18 protein-coding genes are annotated in these 22,482 nt (G+C 60.3%); 12 read left to right on the forward strand and 6 right to left on the reverse strand.

What is annotated here, in order from left to right; translation table 11 throughout:
* Positions 1–311: sugar phosphate nucleotidyltransferase (locus tag J2W36_RS19040; RefSeq protein WP_307691337.1), on the reverse strand; the 311-nt coding region annotated here is incomplete at its 3' end.
* Positions 312–637: 326 nt separating this feature from the next.
* On the opposite strand from J2W36_RS19040, the gene rfbB reads away from it, so the two are divergent.
* From rfbB to J2W36_RS19080, 8 genes are all read left to right on the forward strand, one after another.
* Positions 638–1,729, forward strand: coding sequence for a dTDP-glucose 4,6-dehydratase (rfbB, locus tag J2W36_RS19045; RefSeq protein ID WP_307691338.1), 1,092 nt, complete (start codon positions 638–640; stop codon positions 1,727–1,729).
* Positions 1,726–2,616 (forward strand): dTDP-4-dehydrorhamnose reductase, encoded by an 891-nt coding sequence (gene rfbD, locus J2W36_RS19050; protein ID WP_307691339.1) that lies wholly within the window; start codon positions 1,726–1,728, stop codon positions 2,614–2,616. The genes rfbB and rfbD overlap by 4 nt, the downstream gene beginning before the upstream one ends.
* A gap of 26 nt (positions 2,617–2,642) precedes the next feature.
* Positions 2,643–3,530: a glucose-1-phosphate thymidylyltransferase RfbA gene (gene rfbA, locus J2W36_RS19055; protein ID WP_307691340.1), complete on the forward strand. Its 888-nt coding sequence runs from the start codon at positions 2,643–2,645 to the stop codon at positions 3,528–3,530.
* On the forward strand, positions 3,527–4,075 hold the full coding sequence (gene rfbC / locus J2W36_RS19060; RefSeq protein WP_307691341.1) for a dTDP-4-dehydrorhamnose 3,5-epimerase: 549 nt from the start codon (positions 3,527–3,529) through the stop codon (positions 4,073–4,075). Before rfbA ends, rfbC begins: the two co-directional genes overlap by 4 nt.
* Before the next feature lie 340 nt (positions 4,076–4,415).
* Positions 4,416–9,236, forward strand: a complete 4,821-nt coding sequence (locus J2W36_RS19065; protein WP_307691342.1) for an FkbM family methyltransferase — start codon at positions 4,416–4,418, stop codon at positions 9,234–9,236.
* 833 nt (positions 9,237–10,069) lie between these two features.
* Positions 10,070–11,107: a GDP-mannose 4,6-dehydratase gene (gmd, locus tag J2W36_RS19070; RefSeq protein WP_307691343.1), complete on the forward strand. Its 1,038-nt coding sequence runs from the start codon at positions 10,070–10,072 to the stop codon at positions 11,105–11,107.
* Complete coding sequence (locus J2W36_RS19075; RefSeq protein WP_307691344.1) at positions 11,104–11,955, forward strand: GDP-mannose 4,6-dehydratase; 852 nt, start codon at positions 11,104–11,106, stop codon at positions 11,953–11,955. Before gmd ends, J2W36_RS19075 begins: the two co-directional genes overlap by 4 nt.
* A 58-nt stretch (positions 11,956–12,013) precedes the next feature.
* Positions 12,014–13,942: a glycosyltransferase family 2 protein gene (locus J2W36_RS19080; protein ID WP_307691345.1), complete on the forward strand. Its 1,929-nt coding sequence runs from the start codon at positions 12,014–12,016 to the stop codon at positions 13,940–13,942.
* 22 nt (positions 13,943–13,964) lie between these two features.
* Here J2W36_RS19080 and J2W36_RS19085 read toward each other — a convergent pair whose 3' ends face one another.
* From J2W36_RS19085 to J2W36_RS19105, 5 genes are all read right to left on the reverse strand, one after another.
* Positions 13,965–14,900, reverse strand: a complete 936-nt coding sequence (locus J2W36_RS19085; RefSeq protein ID WP_307691346.1) for a glycosyltransferase family 2 protein — start codon at positions 14,898–14,900, stop codon at positions 13,965–13,967.
* Complete coding sequence (locus J2W36_RS19090) at positions 14,897–15,910, reverse strand: glycosyltransferase family 2 protein (protein ID WP_307691347.1); 1,014 nt, start codon at positions 15,908–15,910, stop codon at positions 14,897–14,899. The genes J2W36_RS19085 and J2W36_RS19090 overlap by 4 nt, the downstream gene beginning before the upstream one ends.
* Positions 15,907–16,641 (reverse strand): ABC transporter ATP-binding protein, encoded by a 735-nt coding sequence (locus J2W36_RS19095; RefSeq protein WP_307691348.1) that lies wholly within the window; start codon positions 16,639–16,641, stop codon positions 15,907–15,909. Before J2W36_RS19095 ends, J2W36_RS19090 begins: the two co-directional genes overlap by 4 nt.
* A gap of 3 nt (positions 16,642–16,644) precedes the next feature.
* On the reverse strand, positions 16,645–17,484 hold the full coding sequence (locus J2W36_RS19100; protein WP_307691349.1) for an ABC transporter permease: 840 nt from the start codon (positions 17,482–17,484) through the stop codon (positions 16,645–16,647).
* 140 nt (positions 17,485–17,624) lie between these two features.
* Entirely contained in the window at positions 17,625–18,380 is a 756-nt protein-coding gene (locus J2W36_RS19105) for a glycosyltransferase family protein (protein ID WP_307691350.1), read from the reverse strand.
* A 48-nt stretch (positions 18,381–18,428) separates the two neighbouring features.
* On the opposite strand from J2W36_RS19105, the gene J2W36_RS19110 reads away from it, so the two are divergent.
* From J2W36_RS19110 to slmA, 4 genes are read left to right on the forward strand one after another with little or no spacing between them, the layout of a single operon-like run.
* Positions 18,429–19,523, forward strand: a complete 1,095-nt coding sequence (locus J2W36_RS19110; protein WP_307691351.1) for a glycosyltransferase family 4 protein — start codon at positions 18,429–18,431, stop codon at positions 19,521–19,523.
* 30 nt (positions 19,524–19,553) lie between these two features.
* Positions 19,554–20,903 carry a flippase gene (locus tag J2W36_RS19115; protein WP_307691352.1) on the forward strand — a complete coding sequence of 450 codons (1,350 nt, stop codon included), beginning with the start codon at positions 19,554–19,556 and terminating at the stop codon, positions 20,901–20,903.
* The gene (gene argB / locus J2W36_RS19120; RefSeq protein WP_307691353.1) at positions 20,900–21,793 is read left to right on the forward strand and encodes an acetylglutamate kinase; all 894 of its coding nucleotides are present in this window, start codon (positions 20,900–20,902) and stop codon (positions 21,791–21,793) included. The genes J2W36_RS19115 and argB overlap by 4 nt, the downstream gene beginning before the upstream one ends.
* A gap of 30 nt (positions 21,794–21,823) precedes the next feature.
* Positions 21,824–22,474, forward strand: a complete 651-nt coding sequence (slmA, locus tag J2W36_RS19125; RefSeq protein WP_307691354.1) for a nucleoid occlusion factor SlmA — start codon at positions 21,824–21,826, stop codon at positions 22,472–22,474.
* Positions 22,475–22,482 lie beyond the last annotated feature (8 nt).

Consider the following 22,482-nt stretch of genomic DNA (forward strand, 5'->3'; position numbering starts at 1 on the left):
TCTTCGGGGTCGGCCAGCAGGGCAGCGGCGGCCATGGCGGCCGCGGTGTTGCGCGCGACCGGCTCCAGGATCTGGCGGCCGCTGGTCTTGGCGGCCTCGACGGTTTCCTGAACGAGGAAGCGATGGTCTTCCGAGGCGATGCAGGTGACGTTCTTGTTGAGCACGCTCAGGCGTTCGAGCGTGAGCTGCAACAGGCTCTTGCCGTCGATCAGGGGGGCGAACTGCTTGGGCAAGGCCTTGCGCGACAGGGGCCACAGACGGGTGCCACTGCCGCCGCACAGGACGACGGGATGAATGGATGAGGTGGTCATGGTGCTTGCGAGCGGTGTCGCCGGTTAATTTGGAAAAGGGAGGCCAGTCAGTGAAGCGTGCAATGCGCGGGCTTTGCTGAAAGTCCGTTGTTCCAAGAATGTAGCGCGCCCTTCTGGGCAAAAGAAACAGCTTTCGCTACATCTTGTAGCAAGCGTAGATCAAAAAACGAGGATAAAGAAGGGGTCATATCTTCATTTCGCCAATACAGCACATCTTTGAGGGTTTGATGGAGGGGACTGCTCTCCGTAACAAAATCTCACAGTGGGATAATGCTTGTCTCGCTGCCTGGCGAATGTGTCACCACAATGAATAGCAGAATTAACCCATGATCCTCGTCACCGGAGGCGCCGGCTTTATCGGCGCCAATTTCGTCCTCGACTGGCTGGCCCAGGGCACCGCAGGCTCTGCCGAGGCGGTTGTCAACCTCGACAAACTCACCTACGCCGGCAACCTGGAGACGCTGTCCTCGCTGCAGGGCAACGCATCGCACGTCTTCGTGCAGGGCGACATCGGCGACAGCGCCCTGGTCTCGCGCCTGTTGGCCGAGCACAAGCCCCGCGCCGTGGTCAACTTCGCCGCCGAATCGCACGTGGACCGCTCCATCCACGGCCCCGAGGACTTCGTGCAGACCAACGTGCTGGGCACCTTCCGCCTGCTCGAATCCGTGCGCGGCTACTGGAACACCCTGCCGGCCGACGAGAAGGCCGCCTTTCGCTTCCTGCACGTCTCCACCGACGAGGTGTATGGCAGCCTGTCGGCCACCGACCCCGCCTTCACCGAAGACAACAAGTACGAGCCCAACAGCCCGTACTCGGCCAGCAAGGCCGCCAGCGATCACCTCGTGCGCGCCTGGCACCACACCTACGGCCTGCCGGTGGTCACCACCAACTGCTCGAACAACTACGGCCCGTACCACTTCCCCGAGAAGCTCATCCCGCTGATGATCGTCAACGCCCTGGCCGGCAAGAACCTGCCCGTGTACGGCGACGGCATGCAGGTGCGCGACTGGCTCTACGTCAAGGACCACTGCAGCGCCATCCGCCGCGTGCTCGCCGACGGCAAGCTCGGCGAAACCTACAACGTGGGCGGCTGGAACGAGAAGCCCAACATCGAGATCGTCAACACCGTGTGCGCGCTGCTCGACGAGCTGCGCCCCAAGGCCGACGGCAAGAGCTACCGCGAGCAGATCAGCTACGTCACCGACCGCCCCGGCCACGACCGGCGCTACGCCATCGACGCGCGCAAGCTCGAGCGCGAGCTCGGCTGGAAGCCCGCGGAGACCTTCGACAGCGGCATCCGCAAGACCGTCGAGTGGTACCTGGCCAACGCCCAGTGGGTGAGCAACGTGCAAAGCGGTGCGTACCGCGAATGGGTCGAGAAGCAATACGACGCCTCGGCCGAGAAAGCCCCCGCATGAAACTCCTCCTGCTTGGCAAGGGCGGGCAGGTGGGTTGGGAATTGCAACGCAGCCTCGCCCCGCTGGGTGAGCTGGTTGCGCTCGACTTCGACAGCACCGACTACGCCGCCGACTTCAGCCGCCCCGAGCAACTGGCCAACACCGTCCTGAAGATCCGCCCGGACGTCATCGTCAATGCCGCGGCCCACACCGCCGTGGACAAGGCCGAGAGCGAAGTGGAGTTCGCGCGCAAGCTCAACGCCACCTCGCCCGGCGTCGTCGCCCAGGCCGCCCAGCAGATCGGCGCGCTCATGGTGCATTACTCCACCGACTACGTCTTCGACGGCAGCGGCAGCACGCCCTGGCGTGAAGACGACGCCACCGGCCCGCTGAGCGTGTACGGCGCCACCAAGCTCGAAGGCGAGCAGCTGGTCGCCCAGCACTGCGCCCGGCACCTGATCCTGCGCACCAGCTGGGTCTATGCCGCACGCGGGGGCAACTTCGCCAAGACCATGCTGCGCCTGGCCAAGGAGCGCGAGCGCCTGACCGTCATCGACGACCAGTTCGGCGCGCCCACCGGCGCCGAACTGCTGGCCGACGTCACCGCCCACGCCATTCGCGCCACCCTGGCCGACCCGGCCAAGGCCGGCCTGTACCACCTGGTCGCCGGTGGCGAGACCACCTGGCACGGCTATGCCCGCTTCGTGCTCGAACAGGCGAAGGCCGCTGGCGTCGAACTGAAGGCCGGCCCCGAAGCCGTCGACCCCGTGCCCACCAGCGCCTTCCCCACGCCGGCGAAACGCCCGCAGAACTCGCGCCTGAACACCCAGAAGCTGCAAGACACCTTCGGCCTCACGCTGCCGCACTGGCAGGCCGGCGTCGCCCGCATGCTGCGCGAAACCCTCTGAATTCCAAACTTCAAACCGAACCCGTCATGACCCAACGCAAAGGCATCATCCTCGCCGGCGGCTCCGGCACGCGGCTGCACCCGGCCACCCTGGCCCTGAGCAAGCAGCTGCTGCCCGTGTACGACAAGCCGATGATCTACTACCCCCTGAGCACCCTCATGCTCGGCGGCATCCGCGACATCCTGATCATCAGCACCCCGCAGGACACTCCGCGCTTCCAGCAGCTCCTGGGCGACGGCAGCCAGTGGGGCATCAACTTGCAATACGCCGTGCAGCCGAGCCCCGACGGCCTGGCGCAGGCCTTCCTGATCGGTGAAGACTTCCTGGCCGGCGCCCCCAGCGCGCTGGTGCTGGGCGACAACATCTTCTACGGCCACGACTTCCAGACCCTGCTGGGCGACGCCGACGCCAAGACCAGCGGCGCCACCGTCTTCGCGTACCACGTGAACGACCCCGAGCGCTACGGCGTGGTCGCCTTCGACGCCCAGGGCAAGGCCAGCAGCATTGAAGAAAAGCCCGTCCAGCCCAAGAGCAGCTACGCCGTCACCGGCCTGTACTTCTACGACAACCAGGTCGTGGACATCGCCAAGGCCGTCAAGCCCAGCCCGCGCGGCGAGCTGGAGATCACGGCAGTCAACCAGGCCTACCTGGACCAGGGCCAGCTCAACGTGCAGATCATGCAGCGCGGCTACGCCTGGCTGGACACCGGCACGCACGACAGCCTGCTCGAAGCCGGGCAGTTCATCGCCACGCTGGAGCACCGCCAGGGCCTGAAGATCGCCTGCCCCGAAGAGATCGCCTGGCGCGCGGGCTTCATCGACAGCGCCCAGCTGCAGAAGCTGGCCGCACCGCTGCAGAAGAACGGCTACGGCAAGTACCTGAACCACCTGCTGGCCGAAGGAGTGCACAAGTGAAGGCCACCCCCACGGCGATCCCCGAGGTGATCGTGATCGAGCCGAAGGTGTTCGGTGACGCGCGCGGCTTCTTCTTCGAGAGCTTCAACGGCAAGGCCTTCGACGATGCGGTGGGCCGGCATGTGGAGTTCGTGCAGGACAACCACAGCCGCAGCGGCAAGGGCGTGCTGCGCGGGCTGCACTACCAGATCCAGCAGCCGCAGGGCAAGCTGGTGCGGGTGACGCGCGGCGCGGTGTTCGACGTGGCGGTGGATATCCGCAAATCGTCGCCGACCTTCGGCAAGTGGGTGGGCGTGGAGCTCAATGAAGACAACCACAAGCAACTGTGGGTGCCGCCGGGCTTCGCGCACGGCTTCGTGGTGCTCAGCGAGACGGCGGACTTCCTGTACAAGACGACCGATTACTACGCGCCGCAGTATGAGCGGTCGATTCTTTGGGACGACGCGGATATTGGGATTGCGTGGCCGGAGATTGGGATGGCGCCGAAGTTGTCCTATAAGGATGAATCCGGTAGGGGTTTCGTCGACGCCGAACTCTTCGATTAATCGATATCTTGGTGCCGAATTGGTTGTGTCGCTCGTTCAGCTCGAATAAAAAAATCCGACAGATCGAATTAGATTCAATAGCTATCGGCATAAGCCATTTTCCCAGATCGCCTGCTCTCGGGATTTGTGTTCACCTCAGGCCTTTTGGTTTTGCGGACGATCCATTCTTTCCAACTGTTGACACGAGACAGGCGGCGCCGCACACCGTTGTCGGATAGAGTTGACAACTTGTGTCGGTTTTTTGAGGAATTAACAGCCTCACCTAATTCCGAAGGTACAGTCGAGCGCGAACGCATTGATATGCCGGTGTGTGCTCCATGTCCGAACAAATTCAATTGAAATGAAATTTATCTCCTACTCGCAGAATTTCGAAGACGTGATGCTCTGGCGGGCGCTTGGCCGTCATGTCCAAAATGGCTTCTTCATCGATGTCGGCGCGTGGTCGCCCGATATTGATTCTGTGACCAGAGCATTTAGTGAGCGAGGCTGGAGCGGCATCAACATCGAGCCGAATCCGCATTTTCATTCGCAACTGATGAAAAGGCGTAAAGCAGAGATCAATCTCTGCGTTGCTGTGGGCGACCGGACGGGCACCACAACCATCAACATTATCGAGGAAACGGGCCTATCCACGGTCGACGATACGATCGCCAAAGCCCATCAGGCATCCGGGTGGACGGCGCTGACCGCAGAAGTCCCGATTACTACGCTGGACGCCATTTGGAAGCAACATGTCCCTGAATCGCAGTCGGTGCATTTCCTGAAGATTGACGTCGAGGGATTTGAAAAAGCGGTCATTGCCGGGAACGACTGGAATTCGAACCGGCCTTGGGTCGTTGTTGTCGAGGCGACGCAGCCGCTTTCGCAAATCGAAAGCCATCAAGACTGGGAGCCCCTGCTGCTCGCGGCGGGCTACTTACACTGTTATTCGGATGGACTGAATCGCTATTATGTGGCGCATGAACATTCGGAGCTTAGCGAGTTCTTCAGGTTTCCTCCCAACGTATTCGACGACTTCATCTCGGCGGAAACTGTCCTTCAAACTACGCGTGCCGATGCCGGAGCGCATGCACAGCAAGAACTTGCGAACGTGCAGGTGGAATTGGCTCGCTTCCGCGCCGAGAGCGAAGACGCCCGAATAAAGCAAGCCAATGCCGAAAAGCAAGAAAGAGACGTTCGGCGGCGTGCCGGGATCGAAGCGGCGGCGCTGCGCGCGTCCCTTTTGGCGCACGAGGTTCAACTAAAGGAAGCGAATCAACAGACAGCCCTGGCGATCCAGGCTCGCCTTGCCATTGAAAACGCCACTTGGTGGCGCGCTACCGGCCCGTTACGCAGCCTAGCCACCAAAACACCGATGTCGATGCAACGCCAGATCCGCAGGGCCATGAAAGCGGCTTGGTGGACATTGACGCCCTGGAAGATGCCGCAACGATTGCGTTTCATTCGAAATAGAAGCAGTTCTGCGCATAGCAATGCACCGGTTTCGCACAAAATTCTCCAATCTAGGAGTGAAACGGAATCGCCAGGTTTGCCCGTGTCTGGGCAATATGAAAGCTGGATTGCAACCACCGAATCCCGCTCGGCTGTGGTTGCAGTAAACGAGCCGGCGTCGATGGTTAGTTTTCTAATTTTTGGAGTCGACTCTCACTCCAATTTTTTGAAAACGATGGAATCGATTCGTGCCCAATCCATCGGCAAGTGGGAAGCCATTGTCTGCCAAGTTGAGGCAGTACCTGAGCTTCGGGTGAATATCGAGAGATCCATTTTGGATGATTTTCGTTTTTCGATTTCGAAGTTGATTTTCGGAGCAAAGAGCGAATGTTTGCGCGAGGCGCTCCAGAATGCCGGTGGTGAATACATCGCAATTCTGGATTCCGGAGATTTATTGGCGCCGCACGCGCTGAATGAAATTTATTCTTCGTTTAAAAAGTCGAGCAATGTCGACATTCTTTACAGCGACGAAGACGAGCAAACGTCGGCGAATGCCCGGGCATTGCCTTATTTCAAGCCCGGGTGGTCGCCTGATACCCTGTATGCATTCAATTATTTTGGACGGCTGACTCTTCTGCGTCGCTCTATCGTGCTCGATGCCGATCTGCCAAGTCTGGCTGGTGACGCCGCGCTGGAATGGGAACTCAACCTGCGAATCAGTGACCGAGCACAGTCGATTCAACGGTTACCCAAGGTCCTGTGCCATCGTAAGGTCGGCGGGGTACGCGAGCGGCCTGCGCCTCAAACGCCAGCGGCCGCCGATAGCGAAAGAGTAATTGAGCGCTATTGGAAAAGCCACGGTTTCGAGGCAATTGCCACCACACAACAAAATGGAACGCAAAGGGTTGACTGGCCTTTCGACAAGGCTCCCCTGGTATCAATCGTAATTCCGACCAAGGACAAGGTCGATCTTTTGCGTATGTGCTTGAACGGTGTATTGCACGGGACTGACTACGTCAATAAAGAAGTTGTCATTGTGGATACCGGTTCTACGGAAGATGCAACGCGCGCATATTACGAAGAGCTGTCGGGTGAAGCCTCGGTAAAAATCGTTAATTTCGAGAAGAAGTTCAATTATTCCGCTGCTTGCAATTACGGTGCTTCATACGCGCGCGGCGAGATATTCCTTTTTCTTAACAATGACATCGAGATAATTTCCAGCGACTGGCTGGATGAAATGGTCAGGTTCGCAGTTCGCCCCGGCGTCGGAGTCGTCGGCACCAAACTTGTTTATCCTTCCCGGGAGTTGCAGCACGCAGGCGTTGGCGTGGGAATCCATCTTTGCGCGCTGATGTATCGCAGCGCAGCCGAAAGGGAATGGGGTATTTTTGGTTCGACGGAGTATCCGCGCAATTGGCTGGCGATCATGGGTGCGTGCCAGATGGTGCGCCGCGACGCATTCGAGCAGGTTGGCGGGTTCGACGATTCTTATTTGGTCGCAATGAGCGACGTTGCGCTGTGCTTGAGGATTTGGCGCGCTGGTTACCGAGTCGCCTATGCTCCGAATGCTTGCTTGGTGCATCACGAAGGCGCAACGCGGGGCAATTCGAATCCGCCCGAGGACATACAGCGTATCGCGGATGACATTCGCGACTTGGGAATCGACGAGGATCATTACCTCCACCCCGAAATGGATGGCACTTTTGCCATTCCGACCCTGCGTACCACGGGTTCGCGGGATGTCCGCGAGGAATTGGCCATGCAGATCGCCGCCTATGGCTCATTCCGGGGGGCCGCGGAATCCCTCGATCTGACAGATGACGGCGACTGTTTGGACGCTGCTGGATTACCCAGAACGTCAGTCGTCTGGCTACCGCAGGAACATCACAAGATCGTGGATAAATGGTCGGCAGCGCGCTGGTGCATCGACCTGCTGCGCAGGCGTGCGGATTTGCGCGTGCGTTTTCCAAAGGCGATTTCCGACGGTGCAAGTGGTGCTTTCCCCAAATGGCTTTGTGCCGAGGGGCCTCGCTTGTTTGGTCTGCCTTGCCGGGCTGTCGATGCGATACGCGAGCTTTTCTTGGAAGATATCGGTGCCGCTGCACGCCAATTGTTCCTTTTTCGGGCCGACGTCAGGGCTGTGACACCGCATGGTTTGACCCCACCGGGGTCGCGTGAATTGTTTCGTTGGTTCATGCAGCATGGGAGAGAACAATCATCGCTCCGGCTTGAAGAAATCTGGTGGCTATTCTGGAGCGCGCGAGAAAACCCGTCCAGAGAATTGGTTAATGCGTATTTGTTCACCCCGACGTGGCAAAAAAATTATCCGGATGCATTGACGATTTTCGGCCGTGGCGCTTTCACCGCGTGGTTCTCGGCCATGTACCGTGTTTCGGGTGAGTGGGTTGACCCGTCGAGGCTGCCGATCACACTGACGCCCGCGCAGCAGATTCGACAGGCTTACCAGTCAAGGGAGTATTGGCAGTCCTGCAATCCCGCTGCCCTCCATTCGGAACAAGGCGCGAGGAGCCTTCTTGGTTGGCTGCGTACCGATGGGGGCATGCAAGGCCCCGACATTCGAGCTTGGTGCGAGGCGCTCGACGAGTCGACGACCATCGCCGGTCTGATGGCCCCCGGCGTGAACGTGATCGGGCATTTCTGCTACCCCTCGGGCCTGCGTGTTTCGGCAGAGGCGTTGGTCGACGGTCTTCAGCGCGTGGGCATCGAAACCTCCTTGCGGGACGTTCGAACGGACCAGAGGGATGATCCGCATCACGCGTCGTTCAACGGTCCCGAGATTTTCGACACGACGATCATCCATACCCAGCCGGAGCCGTTCTTCAGCGAGGCATACACCCGATCTGACGTCAGCGAGCGCCAGCCGCGTACTTACCGCATTGCTTACTGGTACTGGGAGTTCGATTCCATTCCTGATTTTTGGCTGGCGCATGCAGCCACCATTGACGAGGTATGGACTGCCACTGAATTCATCGCCAAGGGCCTGCGAGAGCGGCTTTCTATTCCCGTGAAGACGCTGTTCCCGGGTGTCAAGCTGGGCCAATACAAACCGAGGAAACGGGAATATTTCGGCCTGAAAAACGGGCAATTCACTTTCCTGTTTACGTTCCACATGATGAGCATCATGGAACGCAAGAATCCGTTGGGCCTGATCCGTGCGTTCAAGTCGGTGTTTTCGCCGGCGGACGATGTACGGCTGGTGTTGAAGACATCGTTTGGCGAGCGGCATCCTGCGCAACTGGCTGAGCTCCGCGAGGCTGCCCACGGCAGCAACATCACGATCATCGACAAGGTGTTCAGTCCTGATGAGGTTTTGTCGCTGATGGACGCGGCGGATGCCTATGTTTCGCTACATCGCAGCGAGGGCTTGGGCCTGACGATGGCCGAGGCGATGTTGATGGGCAAACCGGTGATTGCAACCAACTTCTCAGGCAACGTCGACTTCATGGATAGCGACAACAGCTTACTGGTGCCGTACAAGCTCGTGAAGCTCGGCAAACCGATTCCGCCTTACGAGGCCAGCTTGGAATGGGCGGAGCCTTCAGTGGAAGAGGCCGCTAGGCTAATGCGTCAAGTTTTCGAGAACCAAGCATGGGCGCGAGAAATCGGTGCCCGTGCAAAGATCAGCGCTGAAGCCAATCTCTCACTGGAAGCGGCGGGCCGGCGCGTTGCGGCGCGCCTCAAGGAAATAGGGACGTTGCGACGCCCGTAAAGGGTTTGGAACAGCTGACAAAGCGCAGGCAAGAACTCAGGTTGATGACGCAGCAAGATCGGAAAAGTAGGGCCACATGAATGTCGATAGGACGTTCGAAACGAGTGCGCAGGTTGCGGAAAGCGGCCAGCCTGACGTGTGTGCGCTAGACGACCCAAGGGCTGTGTCCAAGTCTGTAGTTGCGCTCGATGTACTAGCGAGTAATGCGCGCCGTGGTGCCTCGGCGTTTGATGTGATCGTGGCGCCGCTCGTAGTCGCCGCTCTCGTGCGCACTCGGCTTGCTTGGCCAACGGCGTGGCAGAGCAAAGACTATGCCCAGGCCCTTGACACCTTCGAATTAATATGGGCACCTGGGTTGGATGTAAACTTGCTCATCGTAGGTGGGCGAGGCTGGCTTGTTGACAAGCTCGCAAATCGACTCCTTAGCCATTCCAGAACATGCCAGAGATTTTTCGGGCTAGAAAGCATCAGCGATGAGTACCTTGAATGCACTGATGCTGCCTTGACCTGCTTGATCGCAGCCTCAGAGGGGCAAGGATTCGTCCTTCCATTGATAGAGGCCGTCCACCAAAAAATTCTGATTATTGCCAAGAATTTACCTGCCTTCAAGGAAGTAGCTGGGCGAGAAGCCTACTATTTTCTAGGCGTTGTCGGGATATTCCTGGCTAGTCTAGTCAATCCTGGCCCAAGCTCGTTTGAGCAGCAATCCCATCCGCAGTCGGATTCTGTGCATGGTTGACTTTGCGCGAAGCTAAGCAACACTTCTGAAATAATGTGTCTATGCCAACGGCTGCGCCCCAACATCTCGTCCAATTCTAGCGAAGAGTAAAGTTATGAACAAAAGAGCAGTCATCACCGGAATCACAGGCCAAGACGGCGCCTATTTGGCAGAACTTCTGCTAGATAAAGGTTATGTCGTCTATGGCACTTATCGTCGCACCAGCTCGGTGAACTTTTGGCGGATTGAGGAGCTTGGCATTCAAAATAACCCAAACCTCCATCTCATCGAATATGAGTTAACGGATTTGGGGAGTTCGTTGGCCTTGATTCGTGAAACCGCCCCAGACGAGGTCTATAACTTGGCTGCCCAAAGCTTCGTGGGTGTCAGCTTCAATCAGCCTGCCGCCACTGCCCAGATCACGGGCGTAGGCGCGCTGAACCTGCTTGAGGCGATTCGCCTGACGGATACCAGAATTCGCTTTTACCAAGCATCTACATCTGAGATGTTCGGTAAAGTTCAAGAAATTCCGCAGATGGAGAATACCCCTTTCTATCCGCGTAGCCCCTACGGCGTTGCCAAACTGTATGCACATTGGATAACGATCAACTATCGCGAGAGCTATAATATATTTGGCTGCAGCGGAATTTTGTTTAATCACGAGAGCCCACTGCGTGGACGTGAGTTTGTGACCCGTAAGATTACCGATAGCGTTGCGAAGATCAAGCTCGGAAAGCTTGAGGTATTGGAGCTCGGCAACCTTGATGCAAAACGCGATTGGGGCTTTGCAAAAGAATACGTTGAAGGTATGTGGCGCATGTTGCAGGCTGATGAACCCGACACGTATGTGCTCGCGACCAATCGAACAGAGACTGTGCGTGATTTCGTAAGTATGGCTTTTAAGGGTGCTGGCATGGCAGTCGAATTCAGAGGAAGCGGTGAATCTGAGTCTGCTGTGGATGCGGCCACTGGTAGAACACTGATGCGCGTGAATCCGAAGTTTTATCGCCCGGCAGAAGTTGAATTGTTGATCGGTAATCCAATCAAGGCCTTCGAAAAACTCGGCTGGAAGCCGGAGACCACGCTAGAACAGTTGTGCCAAATGATGGTCGAGGCCGATCTTGAGAGAAACAAGAAAGGTTTCTCATTTTGAAGATATTTCTTACCGGCGCCGAGGGCTTCACCGGCCGTTACTTCAGTGACCGAGCTAGCGCTGCTGGTCATGAAGTCGTCTCAATGAGAGCTGATCTGATGGATCGGGATGCTTTGGCTGATGAGGTGCGCTCAGTTCAGCCCGAGGTTGTCGTCCATCTTGCTGCCATCAGTTTTGTTGGTCATGCGGACAGCAGTTCTTTTTACGCAGTCAATGTCGTTGGAACTACAAATTTGCTAGAAGCGTTACTTCTGCTGCCGACATCGCCCCATCGTGTATTGCTGGCGAGCAGTGCGAATATTTACGGCAACAGTGAGCAGTCACCCTTGACAGAGGCTCACCCTCCCGCGCCAGTAAACCACTATGCAACGAGCAAGCTTGCGATGGAGTACATGGCCAAATCTTTTGCTGGCCGACTAAATCTTGTTGTTGCTCGCCCTTTTAATTACACGGGCCGCGGACAAGATGTCAAGTTTGTGATTCCAAAGATTGCCAAGCATTTTTCCGAAAAGGCTTCCTCCATTTCTCTTGGAAATTTGGATGTGGAAAGAGAGTTCAATGATGTTCAAACGGTGTGCGACGCATATCTTTGCCTGATGGAATTCGGCCAGCCTGGCGAGAACTATAATGTTTGCTCGGGTCGACCGCATAGCTTGCGAGAGGTGATCGCGTGCTTTGAGAGGATCACCGGCCATGCCATTAATGTCGAAGTCAACCCTGCGTTCGTTCGGAAGAATGAAGTTCGCAGCCTCTGCGGCGACCCTGGCAAACTGAATGCCTTGTTGAGTAAATCTGGGGCAAATATCGTACTTCCCACGCTCCAAGACACCTTGGCCCGGATGCTCTAATGTCGAGATGGCATTTGAGCCTTTATATTCTTTCATGCCGATCGCCTAAATCAACATCATGAGCGAGTCAATGTCGACTGCGAGTTGGCGAATCACCCGTCCGTTACGTGCCATCGCTCGGGGCGTTAGGCTTGTCAGTGGCATTCCGGATCGACTCTCGGCCGCTGTAGAGCACCATGGTGGGATGGCTGGCGCGGCGCGGCGGGCTGCCGAACTGTTTCGTCGTGGTGGCTGGTCTGGCTTGGTGGATGCCCTGAGCCCCGCTGCTGATCCGACGCAGATATATCGACAATGGGTGTCGCGTTACGACACGGTAGATGAAGGCGTGCGGTCGGGTTTGCGCGCGAGGCTGGCGCTGATGTCTCGGCAGCCGCTCATCACAGTTCTGATGCCAACCTACAATCCGAACGCCCAGTGGCTTAGTGAGGCGATCGAGTCTGTCCGCATGCAGATCTATCCAAACTGGGAACTTTGTATTGCGGACGATGCCTCGCCAAACGAGGCTTGCCGAGAGGTGCTGCGGAAATTCGAGGCGATGGATTCACGCATCAAGGTGTGCTACCGGCAAAAGAACGGACATATCTCGGCTGCTTCGAACAGTGCCTTGGCTCTGGCGACCGGCGAATGGTCGGCGCTTTTGGACCACGATGACATCTTGCCCGAGCAAGCGCTGTTCTGGGTCGCCGACGCCATCAATGCGTATCCCCAAGCCCGTTTGATCTACTCGGACGAGGACAAGGTTGACGAAGAGGGGGGGCGTTTTGACGCTTACTTCAAGCCAGACTGGAACGTGGACTTGTTCTATTCCCAGAACATGTTCTCGCATCTGGGTGTGCTGCAAACCGCATTGCTCAGGGAGGTCGGTGGCTTTCGACTCGGCATGGAAGGCTCTCAGGATTACGACTTGGTCCTGCGCTGCATTGAGCGTATCCAAGCAGATCAGATCGTTCATATTCCGCGCGTCCTCTATCACTGGCGCGTCCATGCGGAGAGCACCGCGGGCTCTACCGATGCCAAGCCTTATGCCCAACTTGCAGGCGAACGTGCACTGAATGAACACTTTCAGCGACGCGGAATCCGTGGGCATGTGGCCTACGTCGGACATGGATACCGCGCGCACTATGACTTGCCTGCAGTGCTTCCGCGTGTCTCGTTGATCATCCCCACGCGAAATGCGGCCGCGTTGGTCAAGCAGTGCGTCGACAGCATCGAGGCCCTTACGACGTACCGAAACTACGAGATCATTCTGGTGGACAACGGGTCGGACGACCCGGCTGCGCTGGCCTATTTCGCAGAGCTCGCGCTCCGCCCCGGTTATCGGCTGCTGCGCGATGACAATGAATTCAACTACTCTGCGCTCAACAATCGGGCGGTGGCCGTGGCCACAGGCGAGCTCGTTGCGTTGATCAACAACGACATCGAAGTGGTGTCGCCCGACTGGCTGTCGGAGATGGTGTCGTTGGCACTGCAGCCCGGGGTGGGAGCGGTAGGCGCCAGACTCTGGTATCCGGACGGTACGCTGCAGCACGGAGGTGTCATCCTCGGTGTGGGCGGCATCGGTAGTCACTCCCATAAATCGCTGCTGAAAGAGCACAAGGGTTATTTCGGCCGCGCTTCACTGATCCAGTCCTTCTCTGCGGTGACTGCCGCATGCCTGGTCGTGCGCAAGGCGTCCTATCAGGCGGTAGGTGGACTCGATGAGCGCCATCTCAAAGTGGCGTACAACGATGTCGATTTCTGTCTTCGATTGCGAGAGGCGGGTCTGCGCAATGTGTGGACCCCATACGCAGAACTGATTCATCATGAATCTGCCACGCGCGGCCTGGACGAGGCGCCTGAGAAGAAGGCCCGCTTTGCCAGCGAGGTGGACTACATGACCTCGCGGTGGGGTACGCTGCTGCAGCAGGACCCGGCTTATAGTCCGAACCTGACATTGGGTGCGGACGACTTCGGCCTCGCCTGGCCACCGCGTATTCAGCAGATATAGGCAGCCGCGGACGAAATGAGATCTACGACGGCCCCATCGGCCCGGTCGTGCCACGCAAAGCATCGCGCAGGCCTCTGGCCATGCTTCGGAAATACGCTGCCCTGGGCTTGAGAAAAAGCAGGGTGCCGAAGAATTTCAAAATCAGTCTGGGAATGTCCTGCGCGATCCACACCGCCGGCGTTTCCTTGCGACCGTATAGCAGGACACGGTTGCGCGTGATGTAGTAGAGCCTCACCGGGCTGTGAATCTTGATGCCACCGGCCACGATGCGCGAGGGACGCAGGGCGTCACCAATGCTGTGCCGCATCTGCGCATCGCAGATGCCAAAGAGCGAAAAGCCGCGATGCCGCGCGCGAAAGCACCATTCAAGGTCGACGTTGTCAATGAACAGGCCCTCGTCCATGGGTCCCACCCGGTCGAAGGATTCGAGCGGGATCAGGCTACCTGATGAAATGAGGAAATCGCACCGCACCTGCTGGCCCGGACCGCCGTTCAGTTTCTGGCTGCTGGGGAAGGCCACCCTGATGAAGGGCGCAATGTAACCGGTGCGCCGATCACGGAACTGCGGGCCGACCGCTGCGACCGGCCCACTGCGCTGCAGCTGTTCCAACGCCGCTTTCAGCGTTGCGACCATGTCGGGGTCGGGCAGGCTGTCCTGATCGAGCAGCAGGAGGTGATTGAACCCGTGGATTCGTGCATGTTCGGCGGCGCGGTTCATTGCCGCGGCCAAGCCGATGTTGCCGGGAGAGCGCTCTATGACCACCTCCGACGTTCGCTGCAGCTGGACAAAATATGCGTCCAGTTTTTCGTCCTGCGTGCCGTTGTCGAACACCAGAAGACGCCCGACTTGGCTCTGCACACCTTCGATGACCTGCTGCAGAAGATCCACCTGCGGCCGGTAGGTGATCACGACGGCACAGACGTCCGGCGCAGGATGAGGCGGCGTGGCTGGACTCATCCGCGCAGCTTGAAGAGATCGCTGAGCAACGAGCGCAAACCGTTGCCGAATTCATGGTAGCGCCCACTCGCGTATTCGCGCAGCACCAAGGCGGCACGAGCCGTGGCTGACTGCGGCAGATGGGCGCGCACCCGGGCGTGGCGCAGGCGTTCCGACAGCAGGTGCATCTGAGGCGCGTTCAACGTCAGCTGGCCTGAGGCGGACTGCGTCATCAGCGACTGCGTGCGTGCGAGCATGCGGTCCATGAACTCGGCGCGTGAAATGGTTCCCCCTGTCAGGCGTTCGACAAAACCCCGAGGGCGCGCACCCACTTGGTTGTTGCCATGCTGGCGGTAGTCGATCGTTGCAGCTTCGAGGCAGTCCACCCGTCCTTGTGTCGCTGCAACCATGGCCAGCCACTCGTCGTGGATCCAGCCGTGGGGTACGTCGAAACCCTGGGCAATTACACTGCGTCGGATGGCCATGGTGGCGCCGGTCACGATGTTGCGCTTGACCAGCACCTCGAAGGCCCCGTTGCCATGGACGCTCGTCAGTTCTTCGCGGCTGACTTCGAACGCTTCGAAGAGCTTGCAGTTCAGGCTGCCGCCTGCGTCGTCGACGAGTTCGGCATCGCTGTGCAGCATGAGCAGGTCTGGGCGGCGCTCGAACTCCTGGGCAAAGCGGCTGAGTTTGTCGACATGCCAGACGTCGTCCTGGTCACACAGGAAGATCAGTTCTCCACGGGTTGCCAGGAGTGCCTGGGTGAAGTTCGCCACATAGCCCACGTTCGATGAATTGCGGTGAAGATGAACCTGGATGCCGCGTTCTGCCGCATCGTCCGCGAAAGAAAGCAGCAAGTCCCACGTGCCATCGGCCGAGGCATCGTCGAAGGCCACGATCTCGTCGGGGAGACGTTGTTGCGCCAGCAGGCTGTCGAGTTGCTGCGCCAGGTATTGCTCACCCTGGTAGGTGCACAACGCCACGGAGGTGGACATCAATGCCGGAGTCTCGACGGCCATCAATGGGCTCATGGACCTTCTTCGGAAGGCTGTTCGATGGCGTAAGCGTCAATGATGCGCCCGTGCTCAAGATGAATGACGCGAGTGCATTCCTTGCGGATCAATTCGGGGGAATGGGAGGCGAGCACGAGAATGCCGGATTTCGCCACCACGTCGCGCATGCGCTTTTCCGCTTTTTCCGTGAACTCGGCATCACCCACGGACAGCCATTCGTCCATGAGCAGGATGTCCGCCTGGACACTCGTCGAGATGGAAAAAGCCAGACGCATCATCATCCCGGTGGAATAGGTTCTCACCGGCATATTCACGTATTCGCCGAGACCACTGAATTCGCAGATATCCGGGGTCAGCGCTTCGACCTGCTTCTTGCTCATGCCCATCACCAGACCACGCAGCATGATGTTCTCGATGCCGGTGGCATCTCCTTCAATGCCCAACGATGGGTCGATCAGGCTGGCCACCGTGCCCTCCCGGACGAACTCACCGGAAGAGGGTTCATAGACGCCCGCCAGCGCACGAAGGAGGGTCGACTTGCCCGCACCGTTGTGCCCGATCAAGCCCAGGCGATCGCCGTTCTTCAATTCGAGATTGATGCCGCTGAGCGCTTCGACCACATTGACGCCGGTTTCCTTGCCGAAGCGACCGCCGGTCACGGAGGCGGCAAGGGTCTTCTTCAGGGAGGCGGAACCGGCCCCGTAGATCGGAAAACTGACCGATGCATTTCTAAGTGAGATGAGAGCCATGTTTCAGAGCCAGTAGACGACGCGACGACGGTATTTGGCAAACAGCAGCGTCGAGATGACGACGCTCAGTGCGGTCCAGCCCAGAATGCCGATCCAGTTGTGCATATCAGCGACACCTCCCATGAGCGGATGCCGGAGCAGTTCGAGCATCTGCGCCAAGGGATTCCAAAGGATGTACTTGGCACGCCCGGGCAGGCTTTCAGGCATCCAGAAAACCGGGGTCAGGAACATCAGCATTTGCATCACGCTCGTGACGATCTGGCTCACGTCTCTGAAGCGCGTGCAGACCAGTCCCAAGGCCAGCCCCAGTGCATGCGCGTTGACGAGCAGCAAAAAGAAGGCGGGGATGATGAGCAGCGCCGACCACGACAGGTGAATTCCGGCCCACAGCGCCACGGGAATGTAGAGCACGATGTGATGCAGGAACTGGATCACGTTGCGTGCCATGCTTCGCCAGACGAAAAGACTGATGGGGAAGTACCCCTGCTTGAGGTAATTGGATGCACCCACGAAGGAGTTGCACGCTTCCGTCACCATGGCGGCGAACAGGCTCCAGAAGATGAGTCCCAGTGCCAAATGCGGAAAGAACTTGGAGAGCTCCGTGCCGAACAGCGAGCTGTACAGCGGGCCCATGCCGCCGATCATCGCGCCCATGCTCAGCGTGATCCACAGCGGGCCGAGCATGGACCGGCGATAGCGAAGAACGATGTCGAACCAGGCGAGCGTCCACCAGATGTCGGTACGGCGGGTACCTTCCCACCAGTCGGCCCACGCGCTACGGTGGAGGTTGGAATGCACTTGGCTCATAGGGGTCGCTGGGTTGGCGCAGGCAAAGCCGCGCAACGGGCGGACTTTGCCCGGAGGCTGGTTGCAAGGGGAAATTTCATCGGGTCAGGTGGAAAAAGGCCCCTGTCATTATGGGTATCCGGTATGTCGCGCGAAAGCACGTGTAGGCGCGCGCGGCCTGGGCCTGAGGCGGGATTTTAGCGACGGGCCATCTGCCGGTAACGCCAGAATGTCCTAGAACCCCAGATCTTCACCAAACTCGTAACATGCCAATACAAATGCTTGCGACTCCCATGGCTCGCCCGCTGCGCATCATGCCGGGCCAGCAGGTCCTCTCCCACTTGTAGTTCCCACCCCGCCAGCCGGGTGCGCGCGCAGATGTCGAAGTCCTCTCCGTACATGAAGAAGCGCTTCTCGTCGAAGCCCTTGATCTGCGCGTACACCTGGCTGCGAAACAGCATGAACAGCCCCGGCACCCAGGCCGGTACGGCCGGGCGTGCATAGCCTGGACGGCGTCGCGTCAGAATCTCCAGGGGCGTGATGATCGCTCGGTGCTGCTCGGGTTCGGTCTTGCCGGGTTCCAGGATGCGCGGGGTCAGCAGGCCGGTGCGCGGCGCGGCCTGCGCGAGCAGCGGCGCCAGCACGTCGGCGTCCAGGCGGATGTCCGGATTCAGCACCAGGAACCACGGCGTGTCGCACGCCTGGGCGAAGGCCTGGTTGTGGTTCGCGCCGAAACCCTGGGGCGAGTCGTTGGCGATGCGTGTCACCGGAAAGCGCCAGTGCATGCCCTCCAGCACGTCCGGCTCGGGGATGTTGACGGTCAGCACCACCCGATCCACCACGCCGTGGCTGTGGCGGTCCAGCTGTTCGAGCAGCGGCCGGATCAAGGCCAGTTGCCCATGGCTCACGATCGAAACGGTAATGGGCTTGCGCAGGGAGGAGGGGGAGGGCATCGGCATGGTCTAATTTCGCTTCGGAATTCTAGGTTCCCGACCCTCGTCATGATTTCGCTGCTCGTCCTCAGTTTTTTCGTCGCCGCTTTTGCCGTGATGGTGTTCATGCGCCGCGCGCGTCGCCATGCACGCCGCTATGGGGCCGACATGCCGCAACGCTTCCACAAGGGGCACGTGCCGCGCCTGGGCGGCGCAGGCATTTTCCTGGGCATGGGGGCGGCGTGGATGACGGCAGGCTGGTACGGTGACCCCTTCAATGTCGGCTGGCCGGTATCGTCGTCGGCGCTCATGCTGCTGTGCATCGCGCCTGCCGTGATCGGCGGCATCACGGAAGACGTGACGCAGCGCGTGTCGGTGCGCTATCGCCTCGGGCTCACGCTGGGCTCGGCGCTGCTGCTGTGCTGGCTGCTCAGGCTGGGTGTCTACAGCACCGGCATCGGCCTGGTGGACAAGGGGATCAATTGGGTGCCCTACGGCGCGGTGCTGCTTGCCGTGGTGGCCATGGGCGGCCTGCCCCATGCCTTCAACATCATCGATGGCTACAACGGCCTTGCCGCCACCGTGGCCGTGCTGGTGTGCGTCGCGATCTCCCATGTCGCGTTGCAGGTGGGCGACCGCCAACTCGCAGCCATGATGGTCTGCCTCATCGGCGCGACGCTGGGCTTTCTGATGTGGAACTACCCGAGCGGCAAGATCTTCGCGGGCGACGGCGGCGCTTATGTGTGGGGGCTGGTGATCGCCGTGGCCTGCGTCACGCTGGTGCAGCGCCATCCGCTCGTATCGCCGTGGTTCCCGATGCTGCTGCTGATCTACCCGGTGTGGGAGACGCTGTTTTCCATCTATCGCAAGGTCGCCCGCGGCCAGTCGCCCGGCACTGCCGATGCGCTGCATTTCCACCAGCTGATCTTCCGCCGCATCGTGCGCGTGGCCTTCTCCGATGACGAGGCCCGCCAGCTGCTGTCGCGCAACAACCGCACGTCGCCCTACCTGTGGATGTTCGCGGCCCTGTCGATCGTGCCGGCCGTGCTGTTCTGGAACAACACCATCCTGCTGATGATTTTCTGCGGCGTGTTCGTTGCCACCTACGTCACCGCCTATCTGATGATCGTGCGCTTCAAGGTGCCGCGCTGGCTGCGGCCCTGACCGCGACATGAGGCTTCGTCGCCCCGTGTGATGTCCTTTCAGCGCAATGCGTTGTGGAATCTGGCGGGCCTGGGGGTGCCGCTGGTGGCGGGCGCCCTGCTCATTCCGTACCTGCTGCGCGCGATGGGGGTGGAGGCATTCGGCGTGCTCACGCTGGTCTGGGCGTTGATCGGCTACTTCAGCCTTTTCGATTTCGGCCTCGGCCGCGCGCTCACGCAGCAGGTGGCCTGGCAGCTCGCCACGGGTGACCACCGGGCCTTGCCAGGGCGGGTCAAGAGCGGGCTGCTGCTCGCCCTCGCGACCGGGCTGCTGGGCGGGGTGGTCCTGGCCGTCTTTGCGTGGCCACTCGGTACCCATGTGCTCAAGGTGTCGCCGCCGATGCGAGAGGCCGTGTTCCACGCGCTGCTGCTGGCTGCCGTGGGTGTTCCCGTGACCACGGCAACGGTCGGGCTGCGCGGCGTGCTCGAAGCCTACGAGGACTTCCGCGACGTCAATATCCTGCGCATGCTCCTGGGCGTCACGAACTTCGGCTTGCCCGCCCTGAGCGTCTGGTGCTTGGGCCCGTCGCTGGTGGCCATCGTGTTCGGCCTGACGGTCGCCCGGCTGGTCCTGGGGCTGTGGCACTGGCAACTGGTGCGGCGCAGGGTCGGCCTCGACTTCTGGCGTGCGCCCCTGCGCCGCGCCCATGTGCAGGCCCTGCTGTCCGTGGGTGCGTGGATGACCGTCTCCAGCGTCGTCAGCCCGCTGATGGTGACGGCCGACCGCTTCGTGATCTCCGCCACCCTGGGCGCGGCCATCGTGGCCTACTACACCGTGCCTTCGGAGGTCATGGCGCGTCTGCTCATCCTGCCCGGCGCGCTGACGGGCGTGCTGTTTCCGCGGCTGTCTGCCCTGCTGGCAAACGATCGTGCGGCGGCGCAGGCGCTTTACCACCGCTGCGTGGTGGCGGTCGGCGTGGCCATGCTGCCCCTGTGCCTGGTCGCGGGGTTTTTTGCGCACCCTTTGCTGTCCGCCTGGCTGGGCGAGGCCTTTGCCGATCGCTCTGCGCCTGTGGTGTCGATCCTGGCCATCGGCCTGTTGCTCAACGGCGTGGCCTTCGTCCCTTTCGCTGCCGTGCAGGCCGCAGGGCACGCGCACATCACGGCCAAGCTGCATCTGCTCGAGGCGGTGTTCTATTTTCCGATGCTGATGTGGGCGCTCGGCCGCTTTGGCATTGCGGGCGCGGCACTGGCCTGGACGGTGCGCGTGGGCATCGACCTGGCGCTGCTGGCATGGGCCGCGCACCATTGGGTCTTCCATGAATCTCGCCGCGAAGTGGCGTCGGCCGCATTGCGGCACAATTTCGGCTCCATCGACCCGCAGCGCACCGAAACGCCATGACCGATCCCATCCTCCACATCCCCCCCCGCGACAAAGCCGAGATCCTGGCCCAGGCCTTGCCTTACATCCGCAAGTTCCACGGCAAGACCATCGTCATCAAGTACGGCGGCAACGCCATGACCGACCCCGCCTTGCAAGCCGACTTCGCCGAGGACGTGGTGCTGCTCAAGCTGGTGGGCATGAACCCGGTGGTCGTGCACGGCGGCGGGCCGCAGATCGAGGCGGCGCTCAACCGTCTGGGCAAGAAGGGCAGCTTCATCCAGGGGATGCGCGTGACCGATGCCGAGACCATGGAGGTGGTCGAATGGGTGCTGGCCGGCGAGGTGCAGCAGGACATCGTGGGCCTGATCAACCAGGCCGGCGGCAAGGCCGTGGGCCTCACGGGCCGCGACGGCGGTCTCATTCGTGCGCAAAAGCTCAAGCTGGCCGACCGCACCGATCCGAGCCTGGAGCACGACGTCGGCCAGGTGGGCGACATCGTGTCGATCGACCCGAGCGTGGTCAAGGCGCTGCAGGACGACGCTTTCATTCCCGTCGTCAGCCCGATCGGCTTCGGCGAGAACAACGAGAGCTACAACATCAACGCCGACGTGGTCGCCGGCAAGCTGGCAACCGTGCTCAAGGCCGAGAAGCTGATGCTGCTGACCAACACGCCTGGCGTGCTCGACAAGGCCGGCAACCTGCTGACCGACCTGAGCGCGCGCGAGATCGACGAGCTCTTTGCCGACGGCACCATTTCCGGGGGCATGCTGCCCAAGATCGAGGGCGCGCTCGACGCGGCCAAGAGCGGCGTGAATGCGGTGCACATCATCGACGGCCGCGTGCCGCATGCAATGCTGCTCGAAATCCTGACCGATCAGGCCTACGGCACGATGATCCGCGCGCGCTGAATCCCTTCACCCTCTCGGACCTGACGCCTTATGTCGAATGACGAGACAAGTGCCCCGCTGGCCGATCATGCGGGTGCGTTGGCCGCAGCGTCACCGCCCGTCAGAAAGCGACCCAGGCCGGGTGAGCGGCGTGTGCAGATCCTGCAGACACTGGCCGCCATGCTGGAACACCCGGGCGGCGAGCGCGTCACCACGGCAGCACTGGCCGCGCGCCTGGAGGTGAGCGAGGCGGCGCTCTACCGGCACTTCGCCAGCAAGGCGCAGATGTTCGAAGGCCTCATCGAGTTCATCGAGCAGAGCGTGTTCACGCTGGTCAACCAGGTGCTCGACCTGCCGGGGTCCGGGCACGAGAAGGCCGCTCGCATCGTGCGGCTGCTGATGCAGTTCGCCGAAAAGAACCCGGGCATGACGCGGGTGATGGTCGGCGATGCGCTGGTGTTCGAGAACGAGCGGCTGCAGGGTCGCATGAACCAGTTCTTCGACAAGCTCGAATCCATGCTGCGGCAGGCGTTGCGCGATGCGGCGAACGCCAGCGGTTCGGCCACGCCCACGGTCGATGCGCAGGTGCGTGCATCGGTGCTGGCGGCGTTTGTCGCCGGGCGGCTGCAACGGTTCGCCCGTTCGGGCTTCCGGCGCATGCCGTCCGAGCACCTGGAGGCCGGCCTCGCGCTGATGCTGTGATGCGGCCG

The organism is Variovorax ginsengisoli (assembly GCF_030811835.1).
GTDB classification, from domain to species: Bacteria; Pseudomonadota; Gammaproteobacteria; order Burkholderiales; family Burkholderiaceae_C; genus Variovorax; species Variovorax ginsengisoli_C.